At 62.4% G+C, this 26,441-nt stretch carries 30 protein-coding genes; 21 read left to right on the top strand and 9 right to left on the bottom strand.

Annotated features, from left to right (window positions below; translation table 11 throughout):
* Nucleotides 1-30: 30 nt before the first annotated feature.
* Nucleotides 31-801: a ParA family protein gene (locus PMI34_RS20455; RefSeq protein WP_008016979.1), complete on the bottom strand. Its 771-nt coding sequence runs from the start codon at nt 799-801 to the stop codon at nt 31-33.
* Between the two features lie 356 nt (nt 802-1,157).
* On the opposite strand from PMI34_RS20455, the gene PMI34_RS20460 reads away from it, so the two are divergent.
* From PMI34_RS20460 to PMI34_RS20550, 20 genes are all read left to right on the top strand, one after another.
* Complete coding sequence (locus PMI34_RS20460; RefSeq protein WP_008047934.1) at nt 1,158-1,883, top strand: beta-ketoacyl synthase chain length factor; 726 nt, start codon at nt 1,158-1,160, stop codon at nt 1,881-1,883.
* Nucleotides 1,859-2,668, top strand: a complete 810-nt coding sequence (locus tag PMI34_RS20465; RefSeq protein WP_008047932.1) for a lysophospholipid acyltransferase family protein — start codon at nt 1,859-1,861, stop codon at nt 2,666-2,668. The genes PMI34_RS20460 and PMI34_RS20465 overlap by 25 nt, the downstream gene beginning before the upstream one ends.
* Nucleotides 2,649-2,909 (top strand): phosphopantetheine-binding protein, encoded by a 261-nt coding sequence (locus PMI34_RS20470; protein WP_008047930.1) that lies wholly within the window; start codon nt 2,649-2,651, stop codon nt 2,907-2,909. The genes PMI34_RS20465 and PMI34_RS20470 overlap by 20 nt, the downstream gene beginning before the upstream one ends.
* Nucleotides 2,910-2,918: 9 nt before the next feature.
* Nucleotides 2,919-3,173, top strand: a complete 255-nt coding sequence (locus PMI34_RS20475; protein ID WP_007992314.1) for an acyl carrier protein — start codon at nt 2,919-2,921, stop codon at nt 3,171-3,173.
* Nucleotides 3,170-3,715, top strand: a complete 546-nt coding sequence (locus tag PMI34_RS20480) for a hypothetical protein (RefSeq protein ID WP_008047928.1) — start codon at nt 3,170-3,172, stop codon at nt 3,713-3,715. Before PMI34_RS20475 ends, PMI34_RS20480 begins: the two co-directional genes overlap by 4 nt.
* Nucleotides 3,712-5,391 (top strand): acyl-CoA synthetase family protein, encoded by a 1,680-nt coding sequence (locus tag PMI34_RS20485; protein WP_008047925.1) that lies wholly within the window; start codon nt 3,712-3,714, stop codon nt 5,389-5,391. Before PMI34_RS20480 ends, PMI34_RS20485 begins: the two co-directional genes overlap by 4 nt.
* Nucleotides 5,392-5,564: 173 nt before the next feature.
* A complete protein-coding gene (locus tag PMI34_RS20490) occupies nt 5,565-6,299 on the top strand; it encodes a glycosyltransferase family 2 protein (protein WP_008047923.1) in 735 nt (244 codons plus the stop codon).
* Nucleotides 6,296-7,237 (top strand): LpxL/LpxP family acyltransferase, encoded by a 942-nt coding sequence (locus PMI34_RS20495; protein ID WP_008047921.1) that lies wholly within the window; start codon nt 6,296-6,298, stop codon nt 7,235-7,237. Before PMI34_RS20490 ends, PMI34_RS20495 begins: the two co-directional genes overlap by 4 nt.
* On the top strand, nt 7,218-8,762 hold the full coding sequence (locus PMI34_RS20500; RefSeq protein ID WP_008047919.1) for an HAL/PAL/TAL family ammonia-lyase: 1,545 nt from the start codon (nt 7,218-7,220) through the stop codon (nt 8,760-8,762). The genes PMI34_RS20495 and PMI34_RS20500 overlap by 20 nt, the downstream gene beginning before the upstream one ends.
* Nucleotides 8,755-9,180, top strand: coding sequence for an acyl-CoA thioesterase (locus PMI34_RS20505; protein WP_008047917.1), 426 nt, complete (start codon nt 8,755-8,757; stop codon nt 9,178-9,180). Before PMI34_RS20500 ends, PMI34_RS20505 begins: the two co-directional genes overlap by 8 nt.
* Nucleotides 9,177-9,881: an outer membrane lipoprotein carrier protein LolA gene (locus PMI34_RS20510; protein ID WP_008047915.1), complete on the top strand. Its 705-nt coding sequence runs from the start codon at nt 9,177-9,179 to the stop codon at nt 9,879-9,881. The genes PMI34_RS20505 and PMI34_RS20510 overlap by 4 nt, the downstream gene beginning before the upstream one ends.
* Complete coding sequence (locus tag PMI34_RS20515; protein ID WP_008047913.1) at nt 9,865-12,204, top strand: MMPL family transporter; 2,340 nt, start codon at nt 9,865-9,867, stop codon at nt 12,202-12,204. The genes PMI34_RS20510 and PMI34_RS20515 overlap by 17 nt, the downstream gene beginning before the upstream one ends.
* Nucleotides 12,201-13,361 (top strand): hypothetical protein, encoded by a 1,161-nt coding sequence (locus tag PMI34_RS20520; protein ID WP_008047911.1) that lies wholly within the window; start codon nt 12,201-12,203, stop codon nt 13,359-13,361. Before PMI34_RS20515 ends, PMI34_RS20520 begins: the two co-directional genes overlap by 4 nt.
* A complete protein-coding gene (locus tag PMI34_RS20525) occupies nt 13,348-14,595 on the top strand; it encodes an NAD(P)/FAD-dependent oxidoreductase (protein WP_008047909.1) in 1,248 nt (415 codons plus the stop codon). The genes PMI34_RS20520 and PMI34_RS20525 overlap by 14 nt, the downstream gene beginning before the upstream one ends.
* Entirely contained in the window at nt 14,592-15,317 is a 726-nt protein-coding gene (locus tag PMI34_RS20530; RefSeq protein WP_008047905.1) for a class I SAM-dependent methyltransferase, read from the top strand. Before PMI34_RS20525 ends, PMI34_RS20530 begins: the two co-directional genes overlap by 4 nt.
* Nucleotides 15,317-15,964 carry a hypothetical protein gene (locus PMI34_RS0127130; protein ID WP_008047903.1) on the top strand — a complete coding sequence of 216 codons (648 nt, stop codon included), beginning with the start codon at nt 15,317-15,319 and terminating at the stop codon, nt 15,962-15,964. Before PMI34_RS20530 ends, PMI34_RS0127130 begins: the two co-directional genes overlap by 1 nt.
* The gene (locus PMI34_RS20535) at nt 15,961-17,157 is read left to right on the top strand and encodes a beta-ketoacyl-[acyl-carrier-protein] synthase family protein (protein WP_008047901.1); all 1,197 of its coding nucleotides are present in this window, start codon (nt 15,961-15,963) and stop codon (nt 17,155-17,157) included. Before PMI34_RS0127130 ends, PMI34_RS20535 begins: the two co-directional genes overlap by 4 nt.
* The gene (locus tag PMI34_RS20540; RefSeq protein ID WP_008047899.1) at nt 17,154-17,612 is read left to right on the top strand and encodes a hotdog family protein; all 459 of its coding nucleotides are present in this window, start codon (nt 17,154-17,156) and stop codon (nt 17,610-17,612) included. The genes PMI34_RS20535 and PMI34_RS20540 overlap by 4 nt, the downstream gene beginning before the upstream one ends.
* Nucleotides 17,612-18,340, top strand: a complete 729-nt coding sequence (fabG, locus tag PMI34_RS20545) for a 3-oxoacyl-ACP reductase FabG (RefSeq protein WP_008047897.1) — start codon at nt 17,612-17,614, stop codon at nt 18,338-18,340. Before PMI34_RS20540 ends, fabG begins: the two co-directional genes overlap by 1 nt.
* Entirely contained in the window at nt 18,340-19,566 is a 1,227-nt protein-coding gene (locus PMI34_RS20550) for a beta-ketoacyl-ACP synthase (RefSeq protein WP_008047894.1), read from the top strand. Before fabG ends, PMI34_RS20550 begins: the two co-directional genes overlap by 1 nt.
* 93 nt (nt 19,567-19,659) lie before the next feature.
* Here PMI34_RS20550 and PMI34_RS20555 read toward each other — a convergent pair whose 3' ends face one another.
* Together PMI34_RS20555 and PMI34_RS20560 are read right to left on the bottom strand one after the other, a co-directional pair.
* Nucleotides 19,660-19,875: a DUF6124 family protein gene (locus PMI34_RS20555; RefSeq protein WP_008047892.1), complete on the bottom strand. Its 216-nt coding sequence runs from the start codon at nt 19,873-19,875 to the stop codon at nt 19,660-19,662.
* 511 nt (nt 19,876-20,386) lie between these two features.
* On the bottom strand, nt 20,387-21,289 hold the full coding sequence (locus PMI34_RS20560) for a LysR family transcriptional regulator (protein ID WP_008047890.1): 903 nt from the start codon (nt 21,287-21,289) through the stop codon (nt 20,387-20,389).
* Nucleotides 21,290-21,407: 118 nt separating this feature from the next.
* Here PMI34_RS20560 and PMI34_RS20565 point away from each other — a divergent pair, with 118 nt between their 5' ends.
* Nucleotides 21,408-22,688 (top strand): MFS transporter, encoded by a 1,281-nt coding sequence (locus tag PMI34_RS20565; RefSeq protein ID WP_008047888.1) that lies wholly within the window; start codon nt 21,408-21,410, stop codon nt 22,686-22,688.
* Here the strand turns inward: PMI34_RS20565 and gspM are convergent.
* The 6 genes from gspM to gspH are packed head-to-tail and all read right to left on the bottom strand — an operon-like array spanning nt 22,681 to nt 26,438.
* A complete protein-coding gene (gene gspM / locus PMI34_RS20570; RefSeq protein ID WP_008047886.1) occupies nt 22,681-23,112 on the bottom strand; it encodes a type II secretion system protein GspM in 432 nt (143 codons plus the stop codon). The two genes, PMI34_RS20565 and gspM, sit on opposite strands and share 8 nt — an antisense overlap.
* Entirely contained in the window at nt 23,109-24,215 is a 1,107-nt protein-coding gene (gspL, locus tag PMI34_RS20575) for a type II secretion system protein GspL (protein WP_008047884.1), read from the bottom strand. The genes gspM and gspL overlap by 4 nt, the downstream gene beginning before the upstream one ends.
* Nucleotides 24,212-25,063, bottom strand: coding sequence for a type II secretion system protein GspK (locus PMI34_RS20580; RefSeq protein ID WP_008047881.1), 852 nt, complete (start codon nt 25,061-25,063; stop codon nt 24,212-24,214). Before PMI34_RS20580 ends, gspL begins: the two co-directional genes overlap by 4 nt.
* Complete coding sequence (locus PMI34_RS20585) at nt 25,060-25,602, bottom strand: type II secretion system protein GspJ (protein WP_008047880.1); 543 nt, start codon at nt 25,600-25,602, stop codon at nt 25,060-25,062. Before PMI34_RS20585 ends, PMI34_RS20580 begins: the two co-directional genes overlap by 4 nt.
* Nucleotides 25,595-25,978 (bottom strand): type II secretion system minor pseudopilin GspI, encoded by a 384-nt coding sequence (gene gspI, locus PMI34_RS20590; RefSeq protein ID WP_008047878.1) that lies wholly within the window; start codon nt 25,976-25,978, stop codon nt 25,595-25,597. The genes PMI34_RS20585 and gspI overlap by 8 nt, the downstream gene beginning before the upstream one ends.
* The gene (gene gspH, locus PMI34_RS20595) at nt 25,971-26,438 is read right to left on the bottom strand and encodes a type II secretion system minor pseudopilin GspH (protein ID WP_081498051.1); all 468 of its coding nucleotides are present in this window, start codon (nt 26,436-26,438) and stop codon (nt 25,971-25,973) included. Before gspH ends, gspI begins: the two co-directional genes overlap by 8 nt.
* Nucleotides 26,439-26,441 lie beyond the last annotated feature (3 nt).

Raw genomic sequence — 26,441 nt, 5'->3', positions numbered from 1 at the left:
CCCACATGGGTTTTGTGTTGGCAGCCAGAATCAGGCGTTTTCCAGGAGGTTATGCAGCTCGACGAATTGCTGGGTCAGCTTGTGCCGCGGGTCGAGATGGATCAGCGGCGTATTGGCCTGGTGGGATTCACGCATGCGTACCGAGCTGGCCAGGTACACCGGCAGCACCGGCAGGCCTTCGGCGATCAGCTCATCGAGAATTTGCTGGGGCAGGCTGGCGCGGGCCTGGAACTGGTTGACGACGATGCCTTCAACTTCCAGGCCTTCGTTATGGTCGTCCTTCAACTCTTCGATTTCCGCCATCAGGCCGTACAGCGCCTGGCGTGAAAAGCTGTCGCAATCGAAGGGGATCAATACACGATCAGCGGCAATCAACGCCGAAACCGCATAAAAATTCAGCGCTGGCGGGGTATCGAGGTAAATCCGGTCGTAGTCTTCGCTCAGTTCTTCCAGCAACTTACGCAGCTTGTTGATCTTGTGCTTGGCTTCAAGCTTTGGCTGCAAGTCCGCCAGTTCGGCGGTGGCGGTAATGACATGGAGGTTATCGAACGGGGTTTCGTAGATGTCGACCTGATTCTTTTTGGAGAACGGCCCGGAAGACAGCGTCTGCTTGAAGAAATCGGCGATGCCCATCGGAATATCGTTACCGGTGAGCCCCGTCAGGTACTGAGTGGAGTTGGCCTGGGCATCGAGATCCACCAACAAGGTGCGAAAACCCTCGCTGGCACTGACCGCCGCCAGATTGCAGGCAATGCTGGATTTGCCAACGCCACCTTTCTGATTGAACACCACGCGCCGCATGACAAAACCTCCGTGTATCAAAGAATGACCGAGTGTAGTGGGCCACGGTATGGCTACGCTACCTCACCAGTGCAAGGACTACACAGTCAGTTGTCTTCTCCTGCTTGAAAAGCCCTGTACACCCCGGCGATTCGACGCCAGAACCGACAGACGGAGTCATAATTCTGTGAATAATTACCAATCGTTCAAATTTTGAGAGCCAGCCGCTTCATCTTGCCGAGCAGAATGTATCCAGCATTTGCTACACGTTCCCGGCACCGGGATAATGCGCGCCACTCGGCGCCAAACGCCACGCAGGGTAAGTCTCGGCCATCGGCCGCTCCCCCGCGTCAAGTAAGCCCGTGAGGGTGGGATGAATGTCTGTGATCAACTTCAACATCGCCCAATGGCGCGCCTGGGCCCCGGGGCTTGATAGCGTGTCCGACTGGCAGGCCTGGTGCCGACAACCGGTCGTGCTGCCGGACAGCGATGCCGCTCCCGACGTTTCCTTTCTGCCGGCCATGCAACGTCGGCGGCTCAGCCGTCTGGCGCGCATGGCATTCAGTGTCGGCTGGCCATTGGCCGAAGGTCGGCAGGATCTGCCATTGGTCTTTGTTTCCCGTCACGGCGAAACGCCCCGCACGGTCGAGATTCTCAGCGACCTGGCCACCGATCAGCCGCTGTCGCCAACCCGGTTCAGCTTGTCGGTGCATAACGCAATCATTGGCTTGTGGTCGATCATGCGTGGTGAAACCAGCGAAATGACCGCCCTGGCCGCCGCAGGCGATGGCCTGGAACATGGCATGCTCGAAGCTGCCGCGCTGCTGGCTGAAGGCGCTGGCGCGGTACTGCTGGTGATCACCGAAGAGCGGCCGCCCGAGGCTTACTCGACCTGGATCGACGACGTGCCGTTCCCTTATGCCGTCGGCCTGCTGATTACCCCAGGTACCGACTGGCAGTTGTCCCTGAACAGCCCCTCGGATGCGTTGTCCAACTCCCGTTGGCCCCACGCGCTGAATCTGTTGTGTGCGTTGCTCGGCCAGCAAACCACCTGCCAACATGCCTGGAAAAATCGTGTATGGACCTGGCAACGCAACCTGTGACCGAAAAAAACCGCGACGCCTACTACTGGCGTTTGCTGGCCACCGCCGCGAGCTTTGCCCTGTTCGGGCTGGGCGGGCTGTGCCTGCGCCTGGTGATTTTCCCTGTGCTGAACTGCCTGCCCGGCGACGCCCGGACCCATCGGCTGCGGGCCCGGCAAACGGTCAGCCGCTGTTTCTGGATTTTTGTGCGCTTCATGGCCCGTACGGGGGTGCTGACCTACAGCATTGAAGGCGCGCAAAAGCTCGGTCGTCCCGGGCAAATGATCATCGCCAATCACCCATCGCTGATCGACGTGGTCTTCCTGATCGGCCTGGTGCGTCACGCCAACTGCGTGGTCAAGCAAAGTCTCTGGGAAAACCCTTTCACCCGCGGACCGCTGCGCTGCACCGAGTACATCAGTAACGACGGCAGCATGGACATGCTCGACGCCGCCGCCGACGCGCTGAAAGACGGCCAGACCCTGATCATTTTCCCGGAAGGTACGCGCACCCGACCCGGCCAGCCGCCGGCCTTTCATCGGGGCGGCGCGGCAATCGCCCTGCGTGGTGCGAAAATCCTCACCCCGGTCATTATCAAGGTCAGCCCGACCACATTGACCAAGGCCGAGCCCTGGTATCGCATCCCCAAGCGGCGCGTGCACTTCAGTTTCCGGGTCGGGGCCGATATAGACCCACAGACCTTCGCCACGCAGGGGCCGGCTCCGCAGGCCTCGCGCAAGCTCAACGATTATCTACATTCTTACTTTATTAAGGAGCTCGCCGAAGATGAGCGATCTGCACCGTGATATCAAAATGCTTATCATCGACGCCCTTGGCCTGGAAGACATCAGTGCCGACGACATCGGCAATGACCAGACCCTGTTCGGCGAAGGCCTGGGCCTGGACTCGGTGGACGCCCTGGAACTGGGCCTGGCCATCCAGAAAAAGTACGGCATCAAAATCGACGCCGATGCCAAGGACACACGCAACCACTTCAGTAACGTGGCGAGCCTTGCGGCGTTCGTCACCGCAAAACAGGCAGCTTGAGACCGGACCATGCAAACTCGTGACGACATTTTCAACACCCTGCGCGATGCCTTGGTCGAGCTTTTCGAACTGGACCCTGAGCGCGTGAGCCTGGAATCCAACCTGTATCAGGACCTGGAAATCGACAGCATCGACGCGGTCGACCTGATTGATCACATCAAGCGTCAGACCGGCAAGAAAATCGCCGCCGAAGAATTCAAATCGGTGCGTACCGTCAGTGACGTGGTCGAGGCGGTCTACCGTCTGGTTCAACCGGCCGCATGAATCGACTGATTGGCCTCGGCCTGCTGCTGGCGGGCCTTTTGTATCCCTTTGCGGTGTATTTCGGCATGGAGCATTTCGCCCCGTGGCAGTTCGGGCTGCTGCTGGGCGGGCTGTGGCTGGCCCGGGCGCTGACCGGCAAACGACGGCCTGGCAGCCTGTGGATGGCCACCGCGGCCATTGTGTTCTGCCTGTTGCTGGCACTGTTCGACAGCCCGGCGCTACTGCGTTGGTATCCGGTGTTGATCAGTAGTTTCATGCTGGTGCTGTTCGGATCGAGCCTGGCATTCGGCCCACCGATAATCGAACGCCTGGCCCGGGTACGCGAGCCACAACTGCCGGCCGAGGGCATTCGCTATACCCGTCAGGTGACCATCGCCTGGAGCGTTTTTTTTCTATGCAACGGTTTGTGTGCCGCCGCCCTGACCCTTTGGGCGCCGCTGAGCTGGTGGACGCTGTACACCGGCCTGATTTCCTACGGATTGATAGGCCTGATGTTTGCCCTTGAATGGCTCATACGACAAAGGGTACGAGGCCGCCCATGAATTGGATAAAACTTGAGCACCTGCTGCTCAAGGCTCAGCCGGAGCGCGCCGTAACGACCGCCCCGGCACTGGATCACGCCCGACTGTGCGAACAGGCGCTGCGCTTGGCCGCCGGCCTGCAAGCCCGGGGTGTCCGGCAGATGGCCGTGCACCTTGAGGATGCCGCCGACCTGGCGATTGCCCTGTTCGGCGCCTGGCGTGCCGGGGTCAGTGTGCTGCTGCCGTCTGACCTGCAACCCCAGACCCGCCAACGCTGGTCAGGCGAAGTTGATCTGTGGCTGAGCGATCAGCCCGACGATGCGCACCTTGGCGACCTCCAACAGCCGCCGCTCAGTGCCGCCGCGCTGGACCTGGATAACTGCCGCCTCAGCCTGTGCACATCCGGCTCCAGTGGCGAACCCAAGCGCATCGAAAAAAACCTGCGCCAACTGGCCAATGAAGTCGAAGCCCTGGAGCAGCTGTGGGGCGCCGACCTGGGCCCGGCGTGCATCATTGGCAGCGTCGCCACCCAGCACATCTACGGCCTGCTGTTTCGAGTGCTGTGGCCGCTGTGCGCCGGACGCCCGTTCCTGCGTCGGCAGTTGGCCTTTCCGGAAGACCTGCAACGCGCCAGCCGCGAGCACCCGGCCTTCGCCTGGGTGGCCAGCCCGGCGCTGCTCAAGCGCATGGGCGACAACCTCGACTGGCCTGCCTTGAGCTCCGTACGTCGGGTGTTTTCCTCCGGCGGCGCATTGCCGGTCGAGGCCGCACAGAGCCTGCATGAGCGTCTGGGGCAATGGCCAACGGAAATCTTCGGCAGTTCGGAAACCGGTGGCATCGCCTGGCGTCAGGGCGCGGAACTCTGGCAGCCCTTTGCCGATGTCACGCTGACCCAAGACAGTGAGGGTGCGCTGCTGATCGCTTCGCCGTATTTGCCCATTGGCCTTGTCGAACACACTGCCGATGCCGCGCGCATCTCTGTCGACGGGCGCTTCGAGTTGCTTGGGCGACTGGACCGGATCGTCAAGCTGGAAGAAAAACGCATCTCGTTGCCAATGCTGGAACAGGCGCTGACGGCCCATGAATGGGTCGTCGAAGCGCGGCTCGGTGTCGTTCAGGAAAAACGCGCCTCCCTGGGGGCTTTGCTGGTGCTGAGCGAGGTTGGTTTGCATGTTCTACGCAATCAGGGCCGACGCAGCCTCACCGAGCAATTGCGCCAGCACCTGAGCCAACACTGCGAAGCCCTGGCCCTGCCAAGACGCTGGCGCCTGCTGCGACAACTGCCGCTGAACGCTCAGGGCAAACTGCCCCAGGCCGACGTCGACACCCTGCTGCTGGCGCCGCGCCCCATAGCGCCTGAGGTGCTGGAGCAAGTCGAAAGCAATGGAGAGTGGAGCCTGCAACTGGCCGTGCCACCGGACCTGGCCTATTTCAGCGGTCATTTCCCCAAGGCCCCGGTGTTGCCTGGCGTGGTGCAGGTGGAGTGGGCGCTGAGCCTGGGCCAGCAACTGATGAACCTGCCGAAAAAATTCGCCGGCATGGAAGTCTTGAAGTTCCAGCAACTGGTGCGCCCGGGGGATGAAATCCAGCTGCACCTGCGCTTCGACCCGGCGCGTGGCAAATTGTATTTCGCCTATCGCAACGAAACCGCCACTTGCTCAAGCGGGCGGATCTTGCTGGAGGCGGCGCATGTATAAGCTGTGGCAAATAGGCTATTTGTGGCGAGGGAGCTTGCTCCCGCTGGGCTGCGAAGCGGCCCCAAACCCTTTGTGCACGCGCTTCATGGCGAGTGCTTCGCACTCGAACGGGAGCAAGCTCCCTCGCCACAGCAAGCTCCCTCGCCACAAGGGTTTTGCAGGGAGTTCAATCAATGCATAGCCCCTGCGCCATCGTCCCGGTGTACAACCACGAAACAGCCATCACCACGGTGGTCGATGCGCTGATCGCCAGCCATCTGCCGTGCATTCTGGTGGACGATGCCAGCAGCCCGCGCTGCGCCCGGGTGCTCGATCGCCTGGCCCAGCGTGAAATGGTTTACCTGATCCGCCTGGCCGAAAACCAGGGCAAGGGTGGCGCGGTCATGACCGGTCTGCGCGAAGCTTCGCGCCTGGGTTTCAGCCATGCCTTGCAGGTGGATGCCGATGGCCAGCACGATTTGCAGGACGTCCAACGCTTCATCGAACAATCACGCCGCCACCCTCGGGCGGTGATTTGCGGTTATCCGCAATATGACGCCAGCGTGCCGAAAGGTCGTTTGTATGCGCGCTACCTGACTCACGTCATGGTGTGGATCAACACCCTGTCGTTGCAGATTCGCGACTCCATGTGCGGTTTCCGGGTCTACCCATTACCGCCGGTCCTTGCGCTGATCGAGTCAGCGAAAGTCGGCAAACGCATGGACTTCGACTCGGACATCCTCGTGCGCCTGGCCTGGCGCAATCAGCCGATGCAGTGGCTGCAGACCAAAGTCCACTACCCGCTGGACGGCGTTTCGCATTTTCGGATGTTCCACGACAACGTCCTGATTTCCAGCATGCATACCCGGCTGTTCTTCGGCATGTTGCTGCGTGCGCCAGTGATCCTCTGGCGACGGTGGCGGGCATGAGCGCAGACAAGCAGCATTGGGCCGACCGCGAAGAACGGGGCAGTTTCTGGCTGATGAAGCTCACCGCCTTCGGCGCCAAAGTGCTGGGCCGTCGAGTACTGAGCCCAGTGTTGTACGGCATCGTCCTGTACTTCTTCCTGTTCGGTCGCAGCGCCCGACACAGTGCCTGGCAATACCAGCAACGCCTGACCGACTGGAGCGGTCGCAACGAATTGCGTCCGAGCCATTGGCGGGTGTTCGGCCAGTTCATGGCCTTCGCCGATTCGATGCTCGACAAACTCGACGTCTGGAACGGCAAGCTGAGCATCGAACAAATCGAAATCATCGACCCGGCGCTACTGCGTGACCAGTTGCGCGGTGCCCGCGGGCAGATGCTGGTGGGCGCACACCTGGGTAATCTGGAAGTCTGCCGCGCACTGGCGGAGATCGGCGAGAAAGTCACGATGAACGTGCTGGTGCACACCAAGCACGCCGAACAGTTCAACCGTTTGCTGGGCGAAGCCGGGGCGACCAATTTGCGCCTGATCCAGGTCAGCGAGCTCGACCCCGGGATCATGCTGCAACTGAGCGAGCGCCTGGAGCGCGGCGAGTGGCTGGCGATCGCCGGCGACCGCGTGCCGTTGCATGGCGGACGCTGCGCGACCGTGGACTTCCTCGGTCATCCGGCCAGGTTCCCCCAGGGCCCGTGGCTACTGGCGGGTCTGCTGAAGTGCCCGGTCAACCTGCTGCTGTGCCTGAAAAAGCCCGACGGCGACTATCGACTGACCATTGAACCCTTCGCTGAGGCAATCACCTGGAAGCGCAGCGACCGCGAACAGGTCATTCATCAGTGGGCCTCCCGCTACGCCGAACGCTTGGGTCACTATTGCCTCGAAGCGCCCCAACAATGGTTCAACTTTTACCCTTTCTGGAAGACCGATGACGACGCCAACGCTTGAGCCGGTAATCTTCGGCGAACGCCCTTTGCACATTGAAGACGTGCTGGCACTGGCCAACCGCAAGGTGCCTATGCAGTTGCAAAGCGATCCCGCCTACCGCGAGCGCATCGCCAAAGGTGCGCGTTTTCTGGACTCTCTGCTGGACAAGGAAGGCGTGATCTACGGCGTGACAACCGGTTACGGCGATTCCTGCGTGGTCGCGGTGCCGCTGCATCACGTCGAGGCGCTGCCCCGTCACCTGTACACCTTCCACGGCTGCGGCCTGGGCAAACTGCTCGACGCCCAGGCCACCCGCGCGGTGCTGGCGGCGCGTTTGCAGTCGCTGTGCCACGGTGTTTCCGGGGTGCGCGTGGAGCTGCTGGAGCGCCTGCAAGCGTTCCTTGAGCACGACATCCTGCCGCTGATTCCAGAAGAAGGTTCGGTGGGCGCCAGTGGTGACCTGACGCCGCTTTCGTACGTGGCCGCCACGCTGTCCGGTGAACGCGAGGTGATGTTCCGCGGCGAGCGCCGGCAGGCTGCCGATGTGCACCGCGAACTCGGCTGGCAGCCACTGGTGTTGCGTCCGAAAGAAGCCCTGGCGCTGATGAACGGCACCGCGGTGATGACCGGTCTCGCCTGCCTGGCCTACGCCCGCGCCGATTACCTGCTGCATCTGGCCACACGCATCACCGCGCTGAACGTGGTTGCCCTGCAAGGCAACCCGGAGCACTTCGACGAGCGCCTGTTCGCTGCCAAGCCACACCCGGGGCAGATGCAGGTCGCCGCCTGGTTACGCCAGGATCTGGCCATCGACGCGCCGACCGCACCGCTGCATCGCCTGCAAGACCGCTATTCCCTGCGTTGCGCCCCCCATGTGCTGGGCGTACTGGCCGACAGCCTGAACTGGCTGCGCTCGTTCATCGAAATCGAGCTCAACAGCGCCAACGACAACCCGATCATCGACGCCGAAGCCGAGCGCGTGCTGCACGGTGGGCACTTCTACGGTGGGCACATCGCCTTCGCCATGGACAGCCTGAAAAACCTCGTGGCCAACGTCGCCGACCTGCTGGATCGGCAACTCGCGCTGCTGGTGGACGAGCGCTACAACCATGGCTTGCCGAGCAACCTGTCCGGCGCCACGGCTGACCGCGCCATGCTCAACCACGGCTTCAAGGCGGTGCAGATCGGCACCAGCGCCTGGACCGCCGAAGCGCTGAAGAACACCATGCCGGCCAGCGTCTTCTCGCGCTCCACCGAATGCCACAACCAGGACAAAGTGAGCATGGGCACCATCGCCGCCCGTGATGCGATCCGCGTATTGGAACTCACCGAACAGGTGGCGGCCGCCACGCTACTGGCGGCCAACCAGGGCGTCTGGCTGCGTGGCCAGGCCGAAGATGCACGCCCCCTGCCACCCGCCTTGGCCGCCATGCATGAAGCCTTGACCAAGGACTTCCCACCGGTCATCGAAGACCGCGCGCTGGAGGCCGAATTGCGTCTGTGCCTGCAACGCATCGCCAAACAACACTGGGGGCTGCATGCGTAGCAAGGGATTTCTCTACACCGACACGGAAATCGTCGTACCGTTCTTTGACGTCGACAGCATGCACGTGGTCTGGCACGGCCATTACGTCAAATACCTGGAAGTGGCCCGCTGTGCGCTGCTGGACAAGATCGGCCACAACTACACCGCGATGAACGAGTCCGGCTATGCGTGGCCGGTGATCGACCTGCAATTGCGCTACGTGCGCGGCGCGGTGTTCGGCCAGACACTCAACGTGCGCGCCAACCTGGTGGAGTGGGAGAACCGCTTGAAGATCAACTACCTGATCAGCGACCTGCAAACCGGCGAGCGCCTGACCCGGGCCATGTCGGTACAAGTCGCCGTCGATCTCTCCAGCCGCGAGATGCAACTGGCCTCGCCGAAGGTGTTCACCGATGCGGTAGAGAGGGCCCTGCCATGATTTTCTGCCATCCACGTTCCCCTGTGGGAGCGGGCTTGCTCGCGATGGTCGTTAACGATGACACTGGGCACCTGACAGTCCGCGGTGCCCTCAGGTTTTTCGCGAGCAAGCTCGCTCCTACAGTGTTCTGTGTGTTACTGGGCATTCCAGGGCTGGCCAACGCCTTCGACCTGCAGCAACTCAGCGATCAACTGGCCAGGCCCGAGGTGATCCACGGCAACTTCATCCAGGAAAAACACCTGCGCGCCCTGCCCCAGCCGCTGACCAGCAAGGGCACGTTCGTCCTGGCGAAAAACCACGGCCTGTTGTGGTTGCTCAAAACACCGTTGCAACAGGACTATCGCATCACCGCCAAAGGCATTGCCCGGCGTGACGGCATTGTCTGGCAAATGCTGCCGGGCAAAAGCGCCGGTGCCGAGCAGAACCGTTTGTTCCTCGCTGTGCTGCAAGGCGACAGCAGTGGCCTGCAACGGGATTTCGAGCTGTCCCTGAGCGGCGACGCGCAGAACTGGAAGCTCACGCTGCTGCCGCGCTCGATGCTGCTCAAGCAGGTGTTCAATCAGATCAACATTACCGGTGCAGATCTGGTGCACAGCATCGAACTGCTCGAGACCCAGGGCGACAGTACGTTGTTGCGCATGCAGGACAGCACCAGCGCCCAACCGTTGAGCGACGCGGAGCAACATGACTTTGCCGAGTGAACGGTGGTTGCCACGGCTGTTCCTGATCCTGCTGCTGGCAGTACTGACGCTCGCCGGTTGGCAATGGCGTGACGCCCCGCCGCTGTCGGCCAACCTGATGGACCTGGTGCCCGGCACGGCGCCCGATGCCCTGGAACTGCGCGCCGAACAACGCATGCAGGAACCGCTGAATCGCGAAATGCTGGTGCTGGTCGGCCACGCCGATCGCCAGCAGGCCGTCGCCATGGCGCAAACCCTCGGCGAGCAGTGGCAGGCCAGCGGCTTGTTCGAAAAGGTCCAGTGGACCCTGCAAGCCGACTTGCCGGCGTTGCGCACGCAATTGCTGCAAGGTCGCCTGGCGATGCTCCAGGCGGCGGATCGACGACTGCTGATCGAGCACCCCGACACCTTTATCCAGCAACGGGTGCAGGCGTTGTTCGACCCTTTCAACGGTTACAGCCTGGTGCCGAGCCAGGACGATTGGCTGGGTCTGACCGCGCGCATCCAGAACAGCCAGCCGCAACGCGGTTCGGTGCAACTGGACATCGGCAGCGGCGCCCTGGTCGCCGATGCCGATGGCAAGAGCTGGGTGCTGCTGCGCGCGCGCACCACCGGCAACGCCTTCGACATGAACCTGCCGCTGCAAGTGGCCGACCTGCTCGAGCACAGCCGCGAAGAGGCTGCGCAGCACGACGTGCAACTGCTCGCCGCCAGCGGCCTGTTGTACGCAGCCAGCGGGCAACAACAGGCCGCCCGGGAGATGACCTGGGTCGGCGGCGGTGCCACCGTCGGCATTTTGTTGCTGCTGCTGTTGGCCTTCCGGCGCTGGCGCGTGTTGCTGGCGTTCGTGCCGGTGCTGGTGGGCATGCTCTTCGGCGCGGTGGCCTGCGTAGCGCTGTTTGGCCATATGCATGTGATGACCCTGGTGCTGGGTTCGAGCCTCATCGGTGTTGCGGTCGACTACCCCCTGCACTACCTGTCCAAAAGCTGGAGCCTGAGACCCTGGCACAGCTGGCCTGCCCTGCGCCTGACCTTGCCTGGCTTGACCCTGAGCCTGATCACCAGCGGTATCGGCTACCTGGCCCTGGCCTGGACACCCTTCCCGGCGCTGACCCAGATTGCCGTGTTCTCTGCCGCCGGTTTGCTCGGTGCCTATCTGTCCGCCGTGTGCCTGCTGCCAGCATTGCTCAAGGGCGTAGACCTGCGCCCGGCGCAATGGCCATTGCGCGTTTGCGAGCTTTTGCTGGGCTGTCGTGAAGCGCTGCTCAAACAGCTGAAAACGCCTGTCTTGCTGGCGCTGCTGATCGCCTTTTGCGTGGGCGGCCTGTTGCAACTGGGCAGCAAAAACGACATCCGCCAGTGGATCAGCGCGCCGCCACAGTTGACCGAGGCAGCCCAAACCATTGCGCGGATCACCGGCTATCAACCCACCAGCCAGTTCTTCCTGATACGCGCCGCCAATCAGCAGCAACTGCTCGAACGCCAGACCGCCCTGAGAGAGCGGCTGGATCAATTGATTGGCCTGGAAAAACTCCAGGGTTATCTGTCGCTCAATCAACTGGTCAGCCCGCCGAACGAACAGCAACAGGTGCGCGAAGCGCTGAACAAACTGCCTTCGTTCTGGCAACCCTTGCTCGACATCGGCGTACCGGCCGAGGCGCTGCAAGCCGAGTTGACGAAGTTACAGGCACTGCCGACCGTAGACATCGACGCAGCGCTCAGCGGCCCGTTGGCAGAACCCTACCGGCCCCTGTGGCTGGGGCCGACCGATGACGGCGTGGCGGCGATGGTCAGCCTGCAAGGCATCAACAACCCGGCCCTGCTGCGGCTCCAGGGTGAGGATTTACCCGGCGTGACACTGGTGGATCGACTGGGTGAGTTGAATAACGTCTTCGCGGCCACCCAAATCAGTGCCGCGAAACTGAAACTCGCCTCCTGCGTGTTGATCGTGCTGGTGCTGATCTTGCCGTTCGGCCTCGGCGGTGCGTTGCGAATCGTGTCCCTGCCTCTGCTGGCGGCATTGTGCAGCCTGGCCAGCCTCGGCTGGCTGGGGCAGCCGTTGACCCTGTTCAGCCTGTTCGGCCTGCTGCTGGTAACGGCGATCAGCGTCGATTACGCAATCCTGATGCGCGAACAGGTCGGCGGCGCGGCCGTGAGCCTGCTGGGCACCCTGCTGGCGGCGTTGACCACCTGGCTGTCGTTCGGGCTGCTGGCGGTGTCGAGCACCCCGGCGGTGAGCAACTTCGGACTGTCGGTGAGCCTGGGCCTGATCTTCAGCTTCCTGCTCGCGCCGTGGGCCGGTCGCCAGGTGCATGAGCCCACGGCCGTGGAGCGGGCAACATGATGGTCGTTCTGTTCTGGGCGATGGCGCTGGTGTTGTTCGCGGTGGCGACCCGTGTCGGCCGGCATTTCGGCCTGATTCCCATCGTCAGCCAGTTGTTGCTGGCGACCCTCGGCTTGCCGCTGTTGATGTATTTCTGGATCGAGCCCCAATGGCAATTGAGCGGCGCGCTGCTGGTGTCGCCGGGCTGGCTGAAGAACCTCTACAGCCTGAGCTTTGCACTGTTGCTGGGATACATCCTCAGCGATGTGATCGACCTGCAACTGGATCGCCAAAGCCTGAAAATCGCCCTGCCCAGCTTTTGCATTCCATTTGCCAGCGGCCTGGCCACGGCGGTCTGGTTGTTGCCGGCGCAACCGTGGATCAGCTCGCTGGCCGTCGGCCTGTTGTTCGCCATCACCGCGATCCCGGTGTTGTACCTGTACCTGCGGCACATCGATTACCCACCCGCCGCCACCCGACGACTGGTGCAAACCGCGATCCTCATCGATCTCGCCTGCTGGACACTGTTCGGCATCGCCCAGGGCAGCCTGCACCTGAGCAGCCTCTTGCTGCCACTGGCCGGCGCGTGCCTGCCGGTGCTGCTGCGGTTGCTCGGTTTGCGCCAGACATGGCTCTACAGCCTGAGCTTTTTCGCCCTGCTGGTCGTCGCCGAACACTTCAAGCTCAATGCGCTGATTTTCGGCATCGGCTATGTGTTGATCATGGCCGCGCTAAAAGCGCCCCTGGTGCTGCCGTTGCCGGCCATCTGGATGAGCCGTTTGCAGACGTACATCGCCATCCCGTTGATCCTCACGTTCGGCATCGTGCAGATCAACGTGCACAGCGCGATGGACAGCCTCGGCTGGGTGCAACTGGCCGCCCTGCTGCTGTTGCCGATGCTGAGCAAACTGCTGGGCAACTGGCTCGGCCTCGGCTGGGCCGGGGCCTCGTTCCAGGGCGCCAGCCGCTGGCGGGAAAGTGTGCTGCTGAACATCCGCGGCTTGAGCGAGATCGTCTTTCTCAACCTGTTGCTGCAACAGCAACTCATCAGCCCGCCGCTGTACTTTGCGCTGATGCTGATGGGCTTGATCGCTACACTGCTGCCGGCCCTGACCGGCATGCACCGAATCCCCCTGAAAGCCGCTGTCCCGGCAAGGAGCCCTCATGCCAACCGTTGAAATGGAATGCCGCCAGGTCGTGGTTATCGGCGCCGGTCCATCCGGTGCCATCGCCGCCGCGCTGCTCAAGCGCAAGGGACACGATGTACTGGTGATCGAGCGTCAGCGTTTCCCACGGTTTTCAATCGGTGAAAGCCTGTTGGCCCATTGCCTGGATTTCGTCGAAGAAGCGGGCATGCTCGACGCCGTCAACGCCGCCGGCTTCCAGCTGAAAACCGGCGCCGCCTTTGCCTGGGGCGAACGCTACAGCGCGTTCGATTTCGGCGAGACATTCAGCGACGGCAAATCGACGACCTTTCAGGTCCAGCGCGCCGACTTCGACAAGCTGCTGGCCGACCAGGCCACGCTGCAAGGCGTGGAGATTCGCTATGGCGAAACCATCGTCAGCGTCAACAATGCCCCGGGAAAACCGCAGCTCGGCGTGCGTCGCGAGGACGGCAGCGAGTACCGCATCGAGGCCGGCTTCCTGCTCGATGCCAGTGGCTACGGCCGTGTACTGCCGCGCTTGCTCGACCTAGAGGCGCCGTCGAACTTCCCGGTGCGCCAGGCCGTGTTCACCCACGTCGAAGACCGTATCGACCACCCGGCCTTCGACCGCAGCAAGATCCTCGTGACCACTCATCCGACCTTGCGCGACGTATGGTTCTGGACCATCCCGTTTAGCAACGGGCGCTGCTCGGTCGGAGTGGTCGCCGCCGAGGAACGTTTCGCCGGCCGCAGCGACAATCTGGACCAGTGCCTGCGCGACTTTATCGCCGAGACGCCAAGCCTGGCCGGCGTGTTGACCAACGCGCACTGGGATACCGCAGCCCGAACCATCGGCGGTTACTCGTCCAACGTCAAAACCCTGCACGGTCCGGGCTTCGCGCTGTTGGGCAATGCCGCGGAATTCCTCGACCCGGTGTTTTCCTCCGGCGTGACCATCGCCATGCGTTCGGCAAGCATGGCCGCCGGGGTATTGCACCGCCAGCTGCAAGGCGAAGCCGTCGACTGGCAAACCGAGTTCGCCGAACCGCTCAAGCGCGGCGTCGACACGTTCCGTTGCTACGTCGAAGGCTGGTACGCCGGGACCTTCCAGGACGTGATTTTCCATGAAGGCAGCTCGCCGGAAATCCGCGGGATGATCAGCTCCATACTTGCCGGATACGCCTGGGACCGACGCAACCCGTTCGTCAGCGAAGCCAGGCGCCGGTTGAAGGTGATATCGGAGTTCTGTGCAAGGGACGCGTCGTGAACTACTTGAGCGACCACTACGTCGAAGAAACCCGTTTCGGGTTGTGGTTCCTGCGCAGCCGGATCTGGCAACACTATGTGCTGCGGTTGGCGATCGACGATTTGCGCAATCTGTTCAGCGAAGCGCTACCGGTTAGCCCGGTACTGCTGGATGCCGGTTGCGGCCAGGGCAAGTCATTCCCGCTGCTGCGCCAGGCCTTTTCACCCGGTCGTCTGATTGGTGTCGATGCTGATCCCCAGAGCCTGGACCAGAGCCGCGCAGAAGCGGCCCGCCAGGGCATGGAAGTTGAGTTGATCGGCGGCGACTGCGCCAGCCTGAATCTGCCGGACGCCAGTATCGACCTGCTGTTCTGTCACCAGACCTTCCATCATCTGGTGGAGCAGGAACAGGCACTGGCCGAGTTCTACCGTGTGCTCAAACCCGGCGGTTATCTGCTGTTCGCCGAATCCACCGAGGCTTACATTGATACCTGGGTGATCCGCTGGTTGTTCCGCCACCCGATGCACGTGCAGAAAAGTGCGGCGCAGTACCTGCAAATGATTCGCCAGCAGGGCTTCGAATTTAGCGCGCAAAACGTGTCTTATCCGTACCTGTGGTGGAGTCGCGCCAAGGATTTCGGCCTGCTCGAACACTTGGGCGTGTGCAAGCCAAAACCTTTTGGCCAGCGGGAAGAAACCCTGGTCAATGTGGTGGCGCGCAAACCTTTTGAAGGAACTGTGTGATGTTCATTGCCAACCGCTTGAAACACCAAACCTGTGGGAGCGGCGGTGCGACGATTCGACTTGCTCGCGAAAGCGGTGGGTCAGCCGACATCAGTGTTGAAAGCACTACCGCCTTCGCGAGCAAGTCGAATCGTCGCACCGCCGCTCCCACAGGGGTAGTCGGTGTGTTGCGATTTCTGCTATTTGCCGTGGCACTGCTTCTGAGCGCCTGCACCAGCCGGGCGCCATTGCCCGAACAAAATCCGGATCTGCCGTTGCCGCTGCAATTGCATATCCAGCTATTGAAGCCCGACGACCGTCTGGACTGGGTGCTTGTGATCCAGCATGAAGAAACGGGCATTCGCTGGTCGATGATGGACCTGCTGGGCATTCCCCAGGCCCGCCAGCTATTGAACGATAAAACCTGGCACGCCGACGGCCTGTTGCCACCCAACCCGCAAGCCCGGGAACTGTTCGCGGCGCTGCTGTTTGCGCTGACGCCGCAAGATGAACTGGCGGCCAACTATCCCGGCGCCTGGCAGCACGGCAGACAACGGTCCCTGCCCGAGCGCTGGGACGTCCGCTACACACAACCGCAGAATTTTGAATTGATGATTGCGAACGGTGCGACCTATCAAGTCACCCCCCTGAGCGGTGAAACACCATGACGGCTTACCTCAATGCCCTCGGACTGGTCTGCGCGCTGGGCCGCGAAAAGCAGGAAGTTGCCCGCAACCTTTTTGCCGGCGACTGCGGCGGCATGCGCGAACAAGCCGGTTGGGTACCGCAACGCACGCTGCCGGTCGGTGCGGTCCAGGGCAACCTGGCAACCCTTCCGGCCGACATGTCGCGTCATCACAGTCGCAACAATCAGCTGTTGCTGGAAGCCACGCTGCAAATCCGCCCGGACATCGACAGCGCCATCCAGACTTACGGCCGCGACCGCATCGGTGTCGTGCTCGGCACCAGCACCTCGGGTATCGACGAGGCCAGCCAGGGCCTGGCGCATTACCTGCGTGAAAAGCAGTTCCCTGCCGAGTACGACTATCAGCAACAGGAACTCGGGGCGCCGGCGAACTTCCTCACCGAATGGCTGCAATTGAGCGGGCCGGCCTATGTCATTTCCACGGCTTGCACCTCCAGCGCCCGAGCCTTGATGAGCGCCCAGCGTCTGTTGGACCTGGGCATTTGCGACGCGGTGCTGTGTGGCGGTGTCGACACCTTGTGCAAGCTGACCCTCAACGGTTTCTCCGCGCTCGAAGCGGTCTCGGAACAACGCTGCAATCCGTTTTCGGTGAACCGCAATGGCATCAATATTGGCGAAGCCGCGGTGCTGTTCCTGATGACCAGGCGTGCAGGCGACAGCCAAGCGATTGCCTTGCTCGGCAGCGGCGCCAGCTCCGATGCGCATCACATATCCGCCCCCGAGCCGAGCGGTCGTGGCGCCCTGCAAGCGATGCGCAAAGCCCTGGGCCGCGCCAATCTGCAACCGGAGCAGATCGCTTATCTGAACCTGCACGGCACCGCCACCCAGCACAACGACGCCATGGAAAGCCAGGCCGTGGCAACGCTGTTCCCAGCCGGCGTACCCTGTTCGTCGAGCAAACCCATGACCGGCCACACCCTCGGCGCCGCCGGGGCGCTGGAAGCGGCGTTCTGCTGGTTGAGCCTGAGCCCGGACAATCGCGGGCATGCCCTGCCGCCCCACGTCTGGGACGGACAACCAGATCCCGAACTGCCGCCGCTGCAATGGGTGACCCCGGCCACTCGCCTGACGTCCATTGCACCCCGCTACCTGATGAGCAATTCCTTTGCCTTCGGTGGCAACAACGTCAGCCTGATAATCGGAGACGCCCCATGATTGACTGGCCGCTCGCCGAACTGCTGCCCCACGCTGGCGACATGATCCTTATCGATCAGATCCTGGCGTTCGATGAAGAGCAGATTCACACGCGCCTGACCGTCAAGCCCGATGGCCTGTTCAATCTCCCCGACGGCAGCCTGCCGGCGTGGGTCGGCATCGAACTAATGGCGCAAAGTGTCGCCGCCTTCGCCGGTTGCCATGCGCGCCAGCGCGGTGATGAAGTGGAGTTGGGCTTCCTGCTCGGCAGCCGTAAATTCGAATGCAACGTTGAAAGTTTTCCGGCCGGCACAGAGTTGACCATCCACGGGATTCGCTCCCTGGAAGACGAAAACGGCATGGGCGTGTTCGAATGCCACATCAACGCCCCCGGCATACACGTCACCGCTCGTCTGAACGTGTTCCGCCCACCCCAGGCCGCTCAATATCTCCATGAACCCGAAGGAGTCCAGTGATGACTGAATCCGTACTGGTCACCGGTTCCAGCCGTGGCATCGGCCGCGCCATCGCCTTGCGCCTGGCCCAGGCCGGGCACGACATCGTGTTGCATTGCCGCAGCGGCCTGGCCGACGCCGAAGCCGTCAAGGCCGAAGTCGAAGCCTTGGGCCGTCGTGCGCGAATCCTGCAGTTCGATGTGGCCGACCGCGCCCGCTGCAAGGAAGTTCTCGAAGCCGACGTGGAAACCCACGGTGCCTATTACGGTGTGGTGCTCAATGCCGGCCTGACCCGCGACGGCGCCTTTCCGGCCCTGAGCGAGGACGATTGGGATGAGGTGATGCGCACCAACCTCGACGGCTTCTACAACGTGCTGCACCCGGTGATGATGCCGATGATCCGGCGTCGCGCCGCCGGGCGGATTGTCTGCATCACCTCGGTATCGGGACTGATCGGCAACCGTGGCCAGGTCAACTACAGTGCTTCCAAGGCCGGGCTGATCGGCGCGGCCAAGGCATTGGCGATCGAGCTGGGCAAGCGCAAAATCACCGTTAACTGTGTCGCCCCCGGCCTGATCGACACGGCCATGCTCGATGAAAACGTGCCGGTGGAAGAACTGATGAAAATGATCCCCGCACAACGCATGGGCACCCCTGAAGAGGTGGCCGGCGCGGTGAATTTCCTGATGTCGGCGGAAGCCTCGTACATCACCCGGCAGGTTCTGGCCGTCAACGGAGGCCTGTGCTGATGAAGCGCGTCGTCGTCACCGGCATGGCCGGCATCACCTCACTGGGCAGCGACTGGGACACCATCGCCGGCAACTTCGCGGCCAACCGCAGCGGCATCCGCCGGATGGACGAGTGGGATCGTTTTACCGAGCTCAACACGCGCCTGGCGGGCCCTATCGATGACTTCAAGGTGCCGAGCCACTGGACCCGCAAGCAACTGCGCAGCATGGGCCGGGTCTCGCGGCTTGCCGTGGGCGCCGCCGAGCAAGCGTTGGCCGACGCCGGCCTGTTGGGCGACGAATCGATCAAGGACGGGCGCATGGGCGTTGCTTGCGGCTCTTCCACTGGCAGCACCGACGAGATCAAGGCATTCGGCAACATGCTGCTCAACTCGGTGGCCGAGGGTCTGAACGCCAACTCCTACGTGCGCATGATGCCGCACACCACCGCGGCGAACATCAGCATCTTCTTCGGCCTCACCGGTCGCCTGATTCCCACCTCCAGCGCCTGCACCAGCGGCAGCCAGGGCATCGGCTATGCCTACGAGGCCATCAAGTTCGGGCGCCTGCCGCTGATGCTCGCAGGCGGCGCCGAGGAGCTGTGCCCGACTGAAGCCATGGTCTTCGATGCGCTCTACGCCACCAGCCTGAAAAACGACACCCCACAACGCAGCCCACGCCCTTACGACACCGCACGCGACGGCCTGGTGATCGGCGAAGGCGGCGGCATGCTGGTACTCGAAGAACTGGAACACGCCCTGGCCCGTGGCGCGCGCATCCATGCCGAGATCGTCGGTTTTGGCAGCAACGCCGACGGCCAGCACACCACCCGTCCTGAACAGATCACCATGCGCCGGGCCATGGAACTGGCCCTGGAAGACGCCGGGCTGAAACCTTCGGACATCGGCTACGTCAACGGCCACGGCACCGCCACCGAACAGGGCGACATCGCCGAAACCCTGGCCACCAGCAGCCTGTTCGGCGAACACATGCCGATCAGCTCGCAGAAAAGCTTCCTCGGCCACACACTCGGCGCCTGCGGTGCGCTGGAGTCCTGGTTCAGCATCGAAATGATGAACCGCGACCTCTACGCCCACACCTTCAACCTCGACGAAGTCGACCCGCACTGCGGCAAGCTCGACTACCTGCGCGGCGAGTTTCGGCAGATGAGCAATCAGTATGTGATGAACAACAACTTTGCGTTTGGCGGGGTGAATACTTCGCTGATTTTCAAGCGCTGGTCGTAAGCAACGTCAAAAGATCGCAGCCTTCGGCAGCTCCTACAAGAAACCTGTAGGAGCTGCCGAAGGCTGCGATCTTTTTGATGTGCGATGTAGTTATCAGGGCGGATCAAGGTTATCCAACACCCGATTCACCGCCATTTCCCCCAGCATGATCGACTGCTGGATGCCCAGCAGGGTATGGCCCTGCGATCCCTTCAGGTCTCTGGCGAAGTCACTCGCCATAACGTTTGCCGAGGCCAGCGACACGCAGGCGTATTCCAGCAGGGTGTGGTTGTCGATGTCGGGGGCGATGAGGAAGATTGTACTGGTCATGATTCAGCGTCCTGAAAGTGGGCGGCCACGCCGAATCGTTGCTGATCATAAGGGTGGCAGCTGTACGCAGGTTAGCAGACCGGACAAACCGAAAACCGGCGCGCCCGAAGGCGCCCTGCGCACAGCCACCGTCAAGGGCAGGTATGGACATACCTGCCTATCAGGAGCGCAAATGCGCTTAGGTTTGCTACGGGCTGCTAAACCCGATCACTGACGATCAGTGACGCGAATCAAGTTATCGATGGCCCCCAAAGCGCACAAGCCGGCGGATTCTGGAGTAGTTGTAGGCAGCGCCGCAAGGCGCTGTAGCCTGTCCGAGGGATTTCGGAAATGTCCCACGGCCGGCGGTAAAGCTTCCTGCTGGCTTGGGATACAGCGGGTCTTTTTGGTGTTCTTGCGGACGCCTTCGCGGGCAAGCCCGCTCCCACAGGGTTTCCCGGCGCTACCAAGATTGTGTTCACTGCGCTGAACCCTGTGGGAGCGAGCTTGCTCGCGATTGACGGCGCAGCCGTCACGGCTTCAGTGGCTCAACCTTACGCGTCAGCAGTTCAACAAACGCCTTGGCCATCGCCGACTTCTGATCCTTGCGCTGCACCAGCCAAACCGCCGACACCGCCGCCGGATCCAACAAAGGCCGATAGACCACACCATCAATACGCATCCGCTGATAAGACGCCGGCAACACCGACACACCGAGCCCCGCCGCCACCAGCCCGATGATGGTCATCGCCTCGCCGGCCTCTTGGGCGAAGTGCGGGCTGAAGCCTGCGTCCCGGGCCAGGCTGAGCAGCTGCGCATACAAGCCACTGCCATAGCTGCGCGGAAAAAACACAAAGGGCTCAAGGGCCAGGGCTGACAGAAACAAACCCTCCTCGCTGCCCTCTACCAACGGGTGCTTGGAACTGAGCACCGCGACCAGCGGCTCACGCATCAGTTCGACCACGCTGAGGCAGTCCGGCAGTCCGAGCGGGCGCATGATCCCGACCTCGATCGACTCGTCCACCAGCGCATCGGCCACCTGGGTGCTGCTCATTTCCCGCAGGTTCAGGTGTACCGCCGGGAAACGCTGGCGAAAAGAGAAAATCGCCTGGGGAATGGTCGAGTTGAACGGGGCCGATGAAGTGAAGCCAATCTTCAATTCACCCAACTCACCCAGTTGCGCCCGGCGCGCGACATCCGCCGCTTTGTCGACCTGCGCCAGCACCAGCCGCGCCTCTTGCAGAAACAGCCGACCGGCCTCGCTCAGCTCGACCCGACGATTGGTACGCTCAAACAGCCGTGCGCCGACCTCCTGTTCCAGTGCCTGGATTTGCTGGCTCAGCGGCGGCTGGGAGATGCCCAGCACCTGTGCGGCGCGGCCGAAGTGCAGTTCTTCGGCGACGGCGATGAAGTAGCGCAGATGACGCAATTCCATGAAAACCCCATTAGGTCGTAAAAGCTATCAAACAGGTCGAACAATATATTGGATTGAATCATTAGCCAGCTATATGCTTTTTTCATTGCCTGACCGGCTGCGTCCTCCGAGGTCCCCCGTGAAAACTGCTGTCGCTCCACTCGCCCATGAAGTTCCTCCCGCTGCAAAGGACGCTATCGCCGTTGAGCTGGCGGAGATCTACATCGAAAAAGGCACGCCGGCGTTCATGCGCACGGTGCTGGCACTGTTCTGCGGCGGCTTTGCGACCTTCGCCCTGCTGTATTGCGTGCAACCGATGCTGCCGCTGCTGTCTCAGGAATATTCCATCAACGCGGCGCAAAGCAGCCTGATCCTCTCGGTGGCTACCGGCATGCTCGCGTTCGGCCTGCTGATCACCGGCCCCATCTCCGACCGCGTCGGGCGCAAACCGGTGATGGTCGCCGCGCTGTTCGCCGCGGCCCTGTGCACCCTTGCCAGCGCGATGCTGCCGAGCTGGCACGCGGTACTGGCGATGCGGGCGCTGGTAGGCCTGTCATTGAGCGGGCTGGCGGCGGTCGCCATGACCTACCTGAGCGAAGAGATCCATCCGCAGCACATCGGCCTGGCGATGGGCCTGTACATCGGTGGCAACGCGATCGGCGGGATGAGCGGGCGCTTGATCACCGGGGTACTGATCGACTTCGTCAGTTGGCACACGGCAATGCTGGTGATTGGCGGCCTGGCCCTGATTGCGGCGGCGGTGTTCTGGAAAATCCTCCCCGAATCACGCAACTTCCGCTCCCGCTCGCTGCACCCGCGCAGCCTGCTCGACGGCTTCACCATGCACTTTCGCGACGCCGGCCTGCCGCTGCTGTTCCTCGAGGCCTTTGTGCTGATGGGGGCGTTCGTCACGCTGTTCAACTACATCGGCTATCGCCTGCTGGCCGAGCCGTATCATATGGAACAGGCGTTCGTCGGGATGCTCTCGGTGGTGTACCTGTCGGGTATCTACAGCTCGGCGAAAATCGGTGCCCTGGCCGACAAGCTCGGTCGACGCAAAATGCTCTGGAGCACCATTGCACTGATGATCGCCGGCCTGGCCTTGACGATGTTCACACCGCTGTCGCTGGTGATCATCGGCATGCTGGTATTCACCTTCGGTTTCTTCGGCGCCCATTCGGTGGCCAGCAGCTGGATCGGCCGCCGCGCCACCAAGGCCAAGGGCCAGGCGTCGTCGCTGTACCTGTTCAGCTACTACGCCGGGTCGAGCATTGCCGGCACGGCGGGTGGCGTGTTCTGGCATCTGGGTGGCTGGAACGGGATCGGGCTGTTCATCGGTGCGCTGCTGGTGATTGCGCTGCTGGTCGCGTTGAAGCTGGCGAAGTTGCCGCTGTTGCCACAACACACCTCGGCTACCTGAGTACCAGCCGCGCCTCCAAAGCATCGTCACGTTTTTCCAGGGTTAGCGACTGCAACGCGACACCGTTGCGCTCCATAGCGTCGAGCCACTGTATCAACGGTTGCACGTTGCCATTGAGGGTCAGGCGCAGCAGGTCGCTGTCGCTCTCCATCTGAAGGATTTCCAGCCCCGCTGCCGCTGCGCTTTCACTGATGCGCAGCGATAGTGGCTGACCAGTGTCGGCGGGGACATGACTGCGCGGTGACGCCCGTTGCAGTTGCGCGGCCAGCGCCACCTGCAGCTGATACTGGCGTTCGACTGCTTCCAGGCGCTGCCGGTTCGGTTGCCAGATCAGGCTGAAAGCCACAACCGCCAACAAGAAGGCGCCCAACACCTGCAACAGCCGTTGTTCGCGCACAGAAATGCGCCGCCATGCCTGGATCATGCCTCGTCCTCCACGGTGAGGGTGGCGTGCACCCGGTCAGCGGCTTTGCTCGCGCTATCGAGCCGGATGGGCATGCCTTGTTGGCGTCCGTGCTCACGTAATTGCTCCAGCTCGGCAAAGCCGCTGGCGGTCAGCTGGATTTTCCAGCCTTCACCTGCTCTGAACTCGATGCGCCGGACCTCGACCGGGCTGGCGCCGATCACCTGCTCAATCAATCGGACCAGCCCCGCAATGCGGGTGTTTTGCGATTCGACAGGCTGGCTTTGCAGGGCCTTGAGTTGCGCTGCGATGTCGACGATGCGGCCTTGTTCCGGGTAAAGCGCCTTGAATCGCAGTTCATTCTGGCTGGCGAGGCGGCGGGCCTCGCTGTCGATAAAGCGAATCCGCGTCTCGCTGGCCCCCCAGGTCAACAGCGCCAGCATCACCATCACCCACTCGCCGGCACGCCAGGGCAGACGCTTGCCGCGCGGGGCAAATGCGCCTTGCAACAGGTTGATGGCCCGAATCGGGCGGTGGGTCAGGCATTGGTCGATGACAGCGGGATCCTCACGTTCGTCCAGCCATTGCATGTCTTTGGGCAATAAAGGGGTGAGCTGCGCCAGGTGGTCTTGCGACAACGCCATGCGTGCCAAAAGGCTTCCGCCCAACAGCCAACGACCGAACCACCATGCGCCGCACGGCTGATCACCTGACAATACATCGGCATCAACGAACACCCCGCGCACCGCTATACCCCTCTCGCGCAGCAGGGCGAGCACGGCGGCCAAGCGTTCCCGGCCGATGACCATGGCCGGGTAGCAGCCGTCGCGATCACGAGCGCCAACACCCAGATGCACAACGTCCAGCGCCTCGCTCAGTTGATCTTCCACGGCGAAGGCTATGGCCTGGGCCTCGGGTTTACGCCGCGCCGGCCATGGCTCGCTGCGTACCCAACTGCACATTTCCATGGGCAGCAGCACATCGACCGACTTCCCCTGCAATGCCGAGGCCGCCTGACTCAGTGGCATCGGCTGGCGTTGGCCGGTGGGGGACCACAGCATGCAGGGCCAGAGTGCGGATGGCGCATCCCGGCCCTCGGCGGTCAGGTAAAGCCAAGTGTTCATCGCGGTCTCTCGTGGCTACTGTTGGGAAGAAAACGTCGTTGCAGCACCGTCAGCTGTTGAGTCTTGGGGTCGTGCCCGACATCCGTGGCCAGATGCAATTGGCGCCCGTCCCGGATCACCTGCACGCCGATCCGATACCAGCGGCTATGGGTGCCAAGGCCGTGGCTGCTCAAGCCCTGCCCGGAGAGCAACGGGTCCAGCGTAAACGCCTGGACACTCGCCCAGGGCGTTGTTGCGGCCTGAAGCACCAGCGCATCGGCGGTCGCGGCGTCCACCTCGCCGAGGGTTCTCAACACCAGCGCCGGTGCGGTGTTGATGTTCAAGGTGACGTCGGTGGGCAGCAGTGCCACCCAGGGCTCCAGTCGTTGCAGCAGGCGAGCGTCAATGCCGGGAAGCAAGCGCAGCTGGCTCAGTTCCCGCAGCGGCCCGACCTGGCTCAGTTGCACAGGAGGAAGCTCGAGCAGCTCAAGCAGGCGCGCCCACCGGTTGAGGGTGACCTGATCCACCTGGCCCTGGCGTAACAAAGCGTTGAGATTGAAACGCCCGGCGAGGTCATCGATATCGATGCGGATCTGCGCCTCTTCAACGTCGAAACCCGGCGCCATGGCCGTCCAGCCCTGAAACCGCTCGACGGGTTTTTCCGTGTCCTGTAGCGCGTCGCGCAACAGCAGCAACGCCCAGCTTTCCCCACCCGATGCGAGTTGACGCAGGTGTATCTGCTGCAACTGTTGCCCGCTGCTTTGCAGCGACAGGTGATGGCTGCGCAACAAGCCACCGGTGATCAGCAGCGCCAGGCTCAGGACCAGCAAAACACTGATCAACGCCATGCCGCGTTGAGGCCCGTTCATGGCAATGCACCCGGCATCGGCAACACTCGACGAATCGATTCGAAGCGACCGACCGAGACCTGCACCTCCAGCGCCAGGGGCGCCTTCGCGTCCTGTCCGGGCGACCATTGAGCGACCCAGCCGAACTGGCTGTCGAACAGACGCCAATTCAACTCGCGAACGTCCTCCAGCAGTTTTTGCCGCTGCACGAGTTCTGTGCCTTCGCCCTGGCTTTCGCGCCACAGCACGCCACCGTCGAGTCGATAGGTCAGCGCCTGAAGTTCGCTGCGCGGCTGGTCCAGAGGATTGCGCCAGTGACTGCGCCGGAACTGCAAAAGCGGCGGTGCGAGCACCATCGGCTGCGCAGTGACATGCAGCAGATCCCGCTCGATCACCGTCACCGCGCGCTGCAGGTTTCTGAGTTCTCGTTCATGGGTCGTCACGCCCCGTTGCACCCGCACCACGCTATCGAACAAGCCCCAACTGGCCAGCCCCAGCACGGCGAAGATCGCCAGGGCGATGATCAGCTCCAGCAAGGTGAACCCGCGCTGCTTATTCATGAACCGCGAGTATCCAACCGCTGGCACGATGCAAGGCGTGCGTACTGTTTGCCGGGCTGACTTGAATGTCGACCTGGAGCAAACGTGGATCACCGGTGACGCTGATGTGTTGATGCAACACCCAGTCGCGCTGATCCATGGACACCACCTGTTGATGCTGCCCAACCGCCAAGCCGGGTTGCAGGCGCAATTCGTTCAACCGGTTGTCCGCCAGCCATGCCGCGAACAGTCGCGCCTCAATGGCACCACGCTGTTTGACCACGTATTGGCTGGCTGACAGCACGGCAGCCGCCAGTGTCGCGAAGATCGCCAGGGCCACCATGATTTCCAGCAGCGTGAAACCGCCCATGGCGGGTCGGGATCGCGGGCTAGCCATCGATCTCCACCTCGCCAAGGCCATCGCCGGACAGGCTCAGCCAGGTCCGGTTGCCGGACTCGAATATCAGGGTGAAGACGCTGGTCTCATCATTGCTGAATATCAACAACTGCGGCGGTCCTTCATCAGCACCCAGGTCTACCGCATAGCCGTCATGCCGAAAACGCACCCGCACGCTCAGGGGCCAGTCAGTAAGCTCCACCACCGGCTCCCATCCGTGAATACCCTTGCGCATCGCCCGGTGGCCATAGGTACTCAGCCGCAAGCCATAGTCCTGCCCCTCGAATACCGCTCGCTCGCGCAACTGATGGATCACCTGCACCATCGCCTCAGCCTCCTGCCTGATCTGGCGCGCGGGATTGCCCCCACCGGCAAAGCTCACCATGCCCAGCAAAAAGCCGACCATGACAATCACGATCATCAACTCCAACAACGTAAATCCCCGACAACGGTAGCCCACGGT

This window comes from Pseudomonas sp. GM74, assembly GCF_000282455.1.
GTDB lineage: Bacteria > Pseudomonadota > Gammaproteobacteria > Pseudomonadales > Pseudomonadaceae > Aquipseudomonas.
Note: the sequence above shows the minus strand (reverse complement) of the source record. Positions and strands in the feature narration are given on the sequence as shown.

What these genes read in the sequence shown, in the direction of transcription:
- PMI34_RS20495 (WP_008047921.1), top strand. Translation starts at nt 6,296, where the DNA reads ATGAGCGCAGACAAGCAGCATTGGGCCGACCGCGAAGAACGGGGCAGT.
- PMI34_RS20550 (WP_008047894.1), top strand. Translation starts at nt 18,340, where the DNA reads ATGAAGCGCGTCGTCGTCACCGGCATGGCCGGCATCACCTCACTGGGC.
- PMI34_RS20540 (WP_008047899.1), top strand. Translation starts at nt 17,154, where the DNA reads ATGATTGACTGGCCGCTCGCCGAACTGCTGCCCCACGCTGGCGACATG.
- PMI34_RS20505 (WP_008047917.1), top strand. Translation starts at nt 8,755, where the DNA reads ATGCGTAGCAAGGGATTTCTCTACACCGACACGGAAATCGTCGTACCG.
- PMI34_RS20525 (WP_008047909.1), top strand. Translation starts at nt 13,348, where the DNA reads ATGCCAACCGTTGAAATGGAATGCCGCCAGGTCGTGGTTATCGGCGCC.
- PMI34_RS20555 (WP_008047892.1), bottom strand. Translation starts at nt 19,875, where the DNA reads ATGACCAGTACAATCTTCCTCATCGCCCCCGACATCGACAACCACACC.
- PMI34_RS20465 (WP_008047932.1), top strand. Translation starts at nt 1,859, where the DNA reads ATGGACCTGGCAACGCAACCTGTGACCGAAAAAAACCGCGACGCCTAC.
- PMI34_RS20515 (WP_008047913.1), top strand. Translation starts at nt 9,865, where the DNA reads ATGACTTTGCCGAGTGAACGGTGGTTGCCACGGCTGTTCCTGATCCTG.
- PMI34_RS20580 (WP_008047881.1), bottom strand. Translation starts at nt 25,063, where the DNA reads ATGAACGGGCCTCAACGCGGCATGGCGTTGATCAGTGTTTTGCTGGTC.
- PMI34_RS20585 (WP_008047880.1), bottom strand. Translation starts at nt 25,602, where the DNA reads ATGAATAAGCAGCGCGGGTTCACCTTGCTGGAGCTGATCATCGCCCTG.
- PMI34_RS20510 (WP_008047915.1), top strand. Translation starts at nt 9,177, where the DNA reads ATGATTTTCTGCCATCCACGTTCCCCTGTGGGAGCGGGCTTGCTCGCG.
- gspL (WP_008047884.1), bottom strand. Translation starts at nt 24,215, where the DNA reads ATGAACACTTGGCTTTACCTGACCGCCGAGGGCCGGGATGCGCCATCC.
- PMI34_RS0127130 (WP_008047903.1), top strand. Translation starts at nt 15,317, where the DNA reads ATGTTCATTGCCAACCGCTTGAAACACCAAACCTGTGGGAGCGGCGGT.
- fabG (WP_008047897.1), top strand. Translation starts at nt 17,612, where the DNA reads ATGACTGAATCCGTACTGGTCACCGGTTCCAGCCGTGGCATCGGCCGC.
- PMI34_RS20485 (WP_008047925.1), top strand. Translation starts at nt 3,712, where the DNA reads ATGAATTGGATAAAACTTGAGCACCTGCTGCTCAAGGCTCAGCCGGAG.
- gspI (WP_008047878.1), bottom strand. Translation starts at nt 25,978, where the DNA reads ATGGCTAGCCCGCGATCCCGACCCGCCATGGGCGGTTTCACGCTGCTG.
- PMI34_RS20500 (WP_008047919.1), top strand. Translation starts at nt 7,218, where the DNA reads ATGACGACGCCAACGCTTGAGCCGGTAATCTTCGGCGAACGCCCTTTG.
- PMI34_RS20460 (WP_008047934.1), top strand. Translation starts at nt 1,158, where the DNA reads ATGTCTGTGATCAACTTCAACATCGCCCAATGGCGCGCCTGGGCCCCG.
- PMI34_RS20470 (WP_008047930.1), top strand. Translation starts at nt 2,649, where the DNA reads ATGAGCGATCTGCACCGTGATATCAAAATGCTTATCATCGACGCCCTT.
- PMI34_RS20455 (WP_008016979.1), bottom strand. Translation starts at nt 801, where the DNA reads ATGCGGCGCGTGGTGTTCAATCAGAAAGGTGGCGTTGGCAAATCCAGC.
- PMI34_RS20475 (WP_007992314.1), top strand. Translation starts at nt 2,919, where the DNA reads ATGCAAACTCGTGACGACATTTTCAACACCCTGCGCGATGCCTTGGTC.
- PMI34_RS20490 (WP_008047923.1), top strand. Translation starts at nt 5,565, where the DNA reads ATGCATAGCCCCTGCGCCATCGTCCCGGTGTACAACCACGAAACAGCC.
- PMI34_RS20480 (WP_008047928.1), top strand. Translation starts at nt 3,170, where the DNA reads ATGAATCGACTGATTGGCCTCGGCCTGCTGCTGGCGGGCCTTTTGTAT.
- PMI34_RS20520 (WP_008047911.1), top strand. Translation starts at nt 12,201, where the DNA reads ATGATGGTCGTTCTGTTCTGGGCGATGGCGCTGGTGTTGTTCGCGGTG.
- gspM (WP_008047886.1), bottom strand. Translation starts at nt 23,112, where the DNA reads ATGATCCAGGCATGGCGGCGCATTTCTGTGCGCGAACAACGGCTGTTG.
- PMI34_RS20535 (WP_008047901.1), top strand. Translation starts at nt 15,961, where the DNA reads ATGACGGCTTACCTCAATGCCCTCGGACTGGTCTGCGCGCTGGGCCGC.
- PMI34_RS20560 (WP_008047890.1), bottom strand. Translation starts at nt 21,289, where the DNA reads ATGGAATTGCGTCATCTGCGCTACTTCATCGCCGTCGCCGAAGAACTG.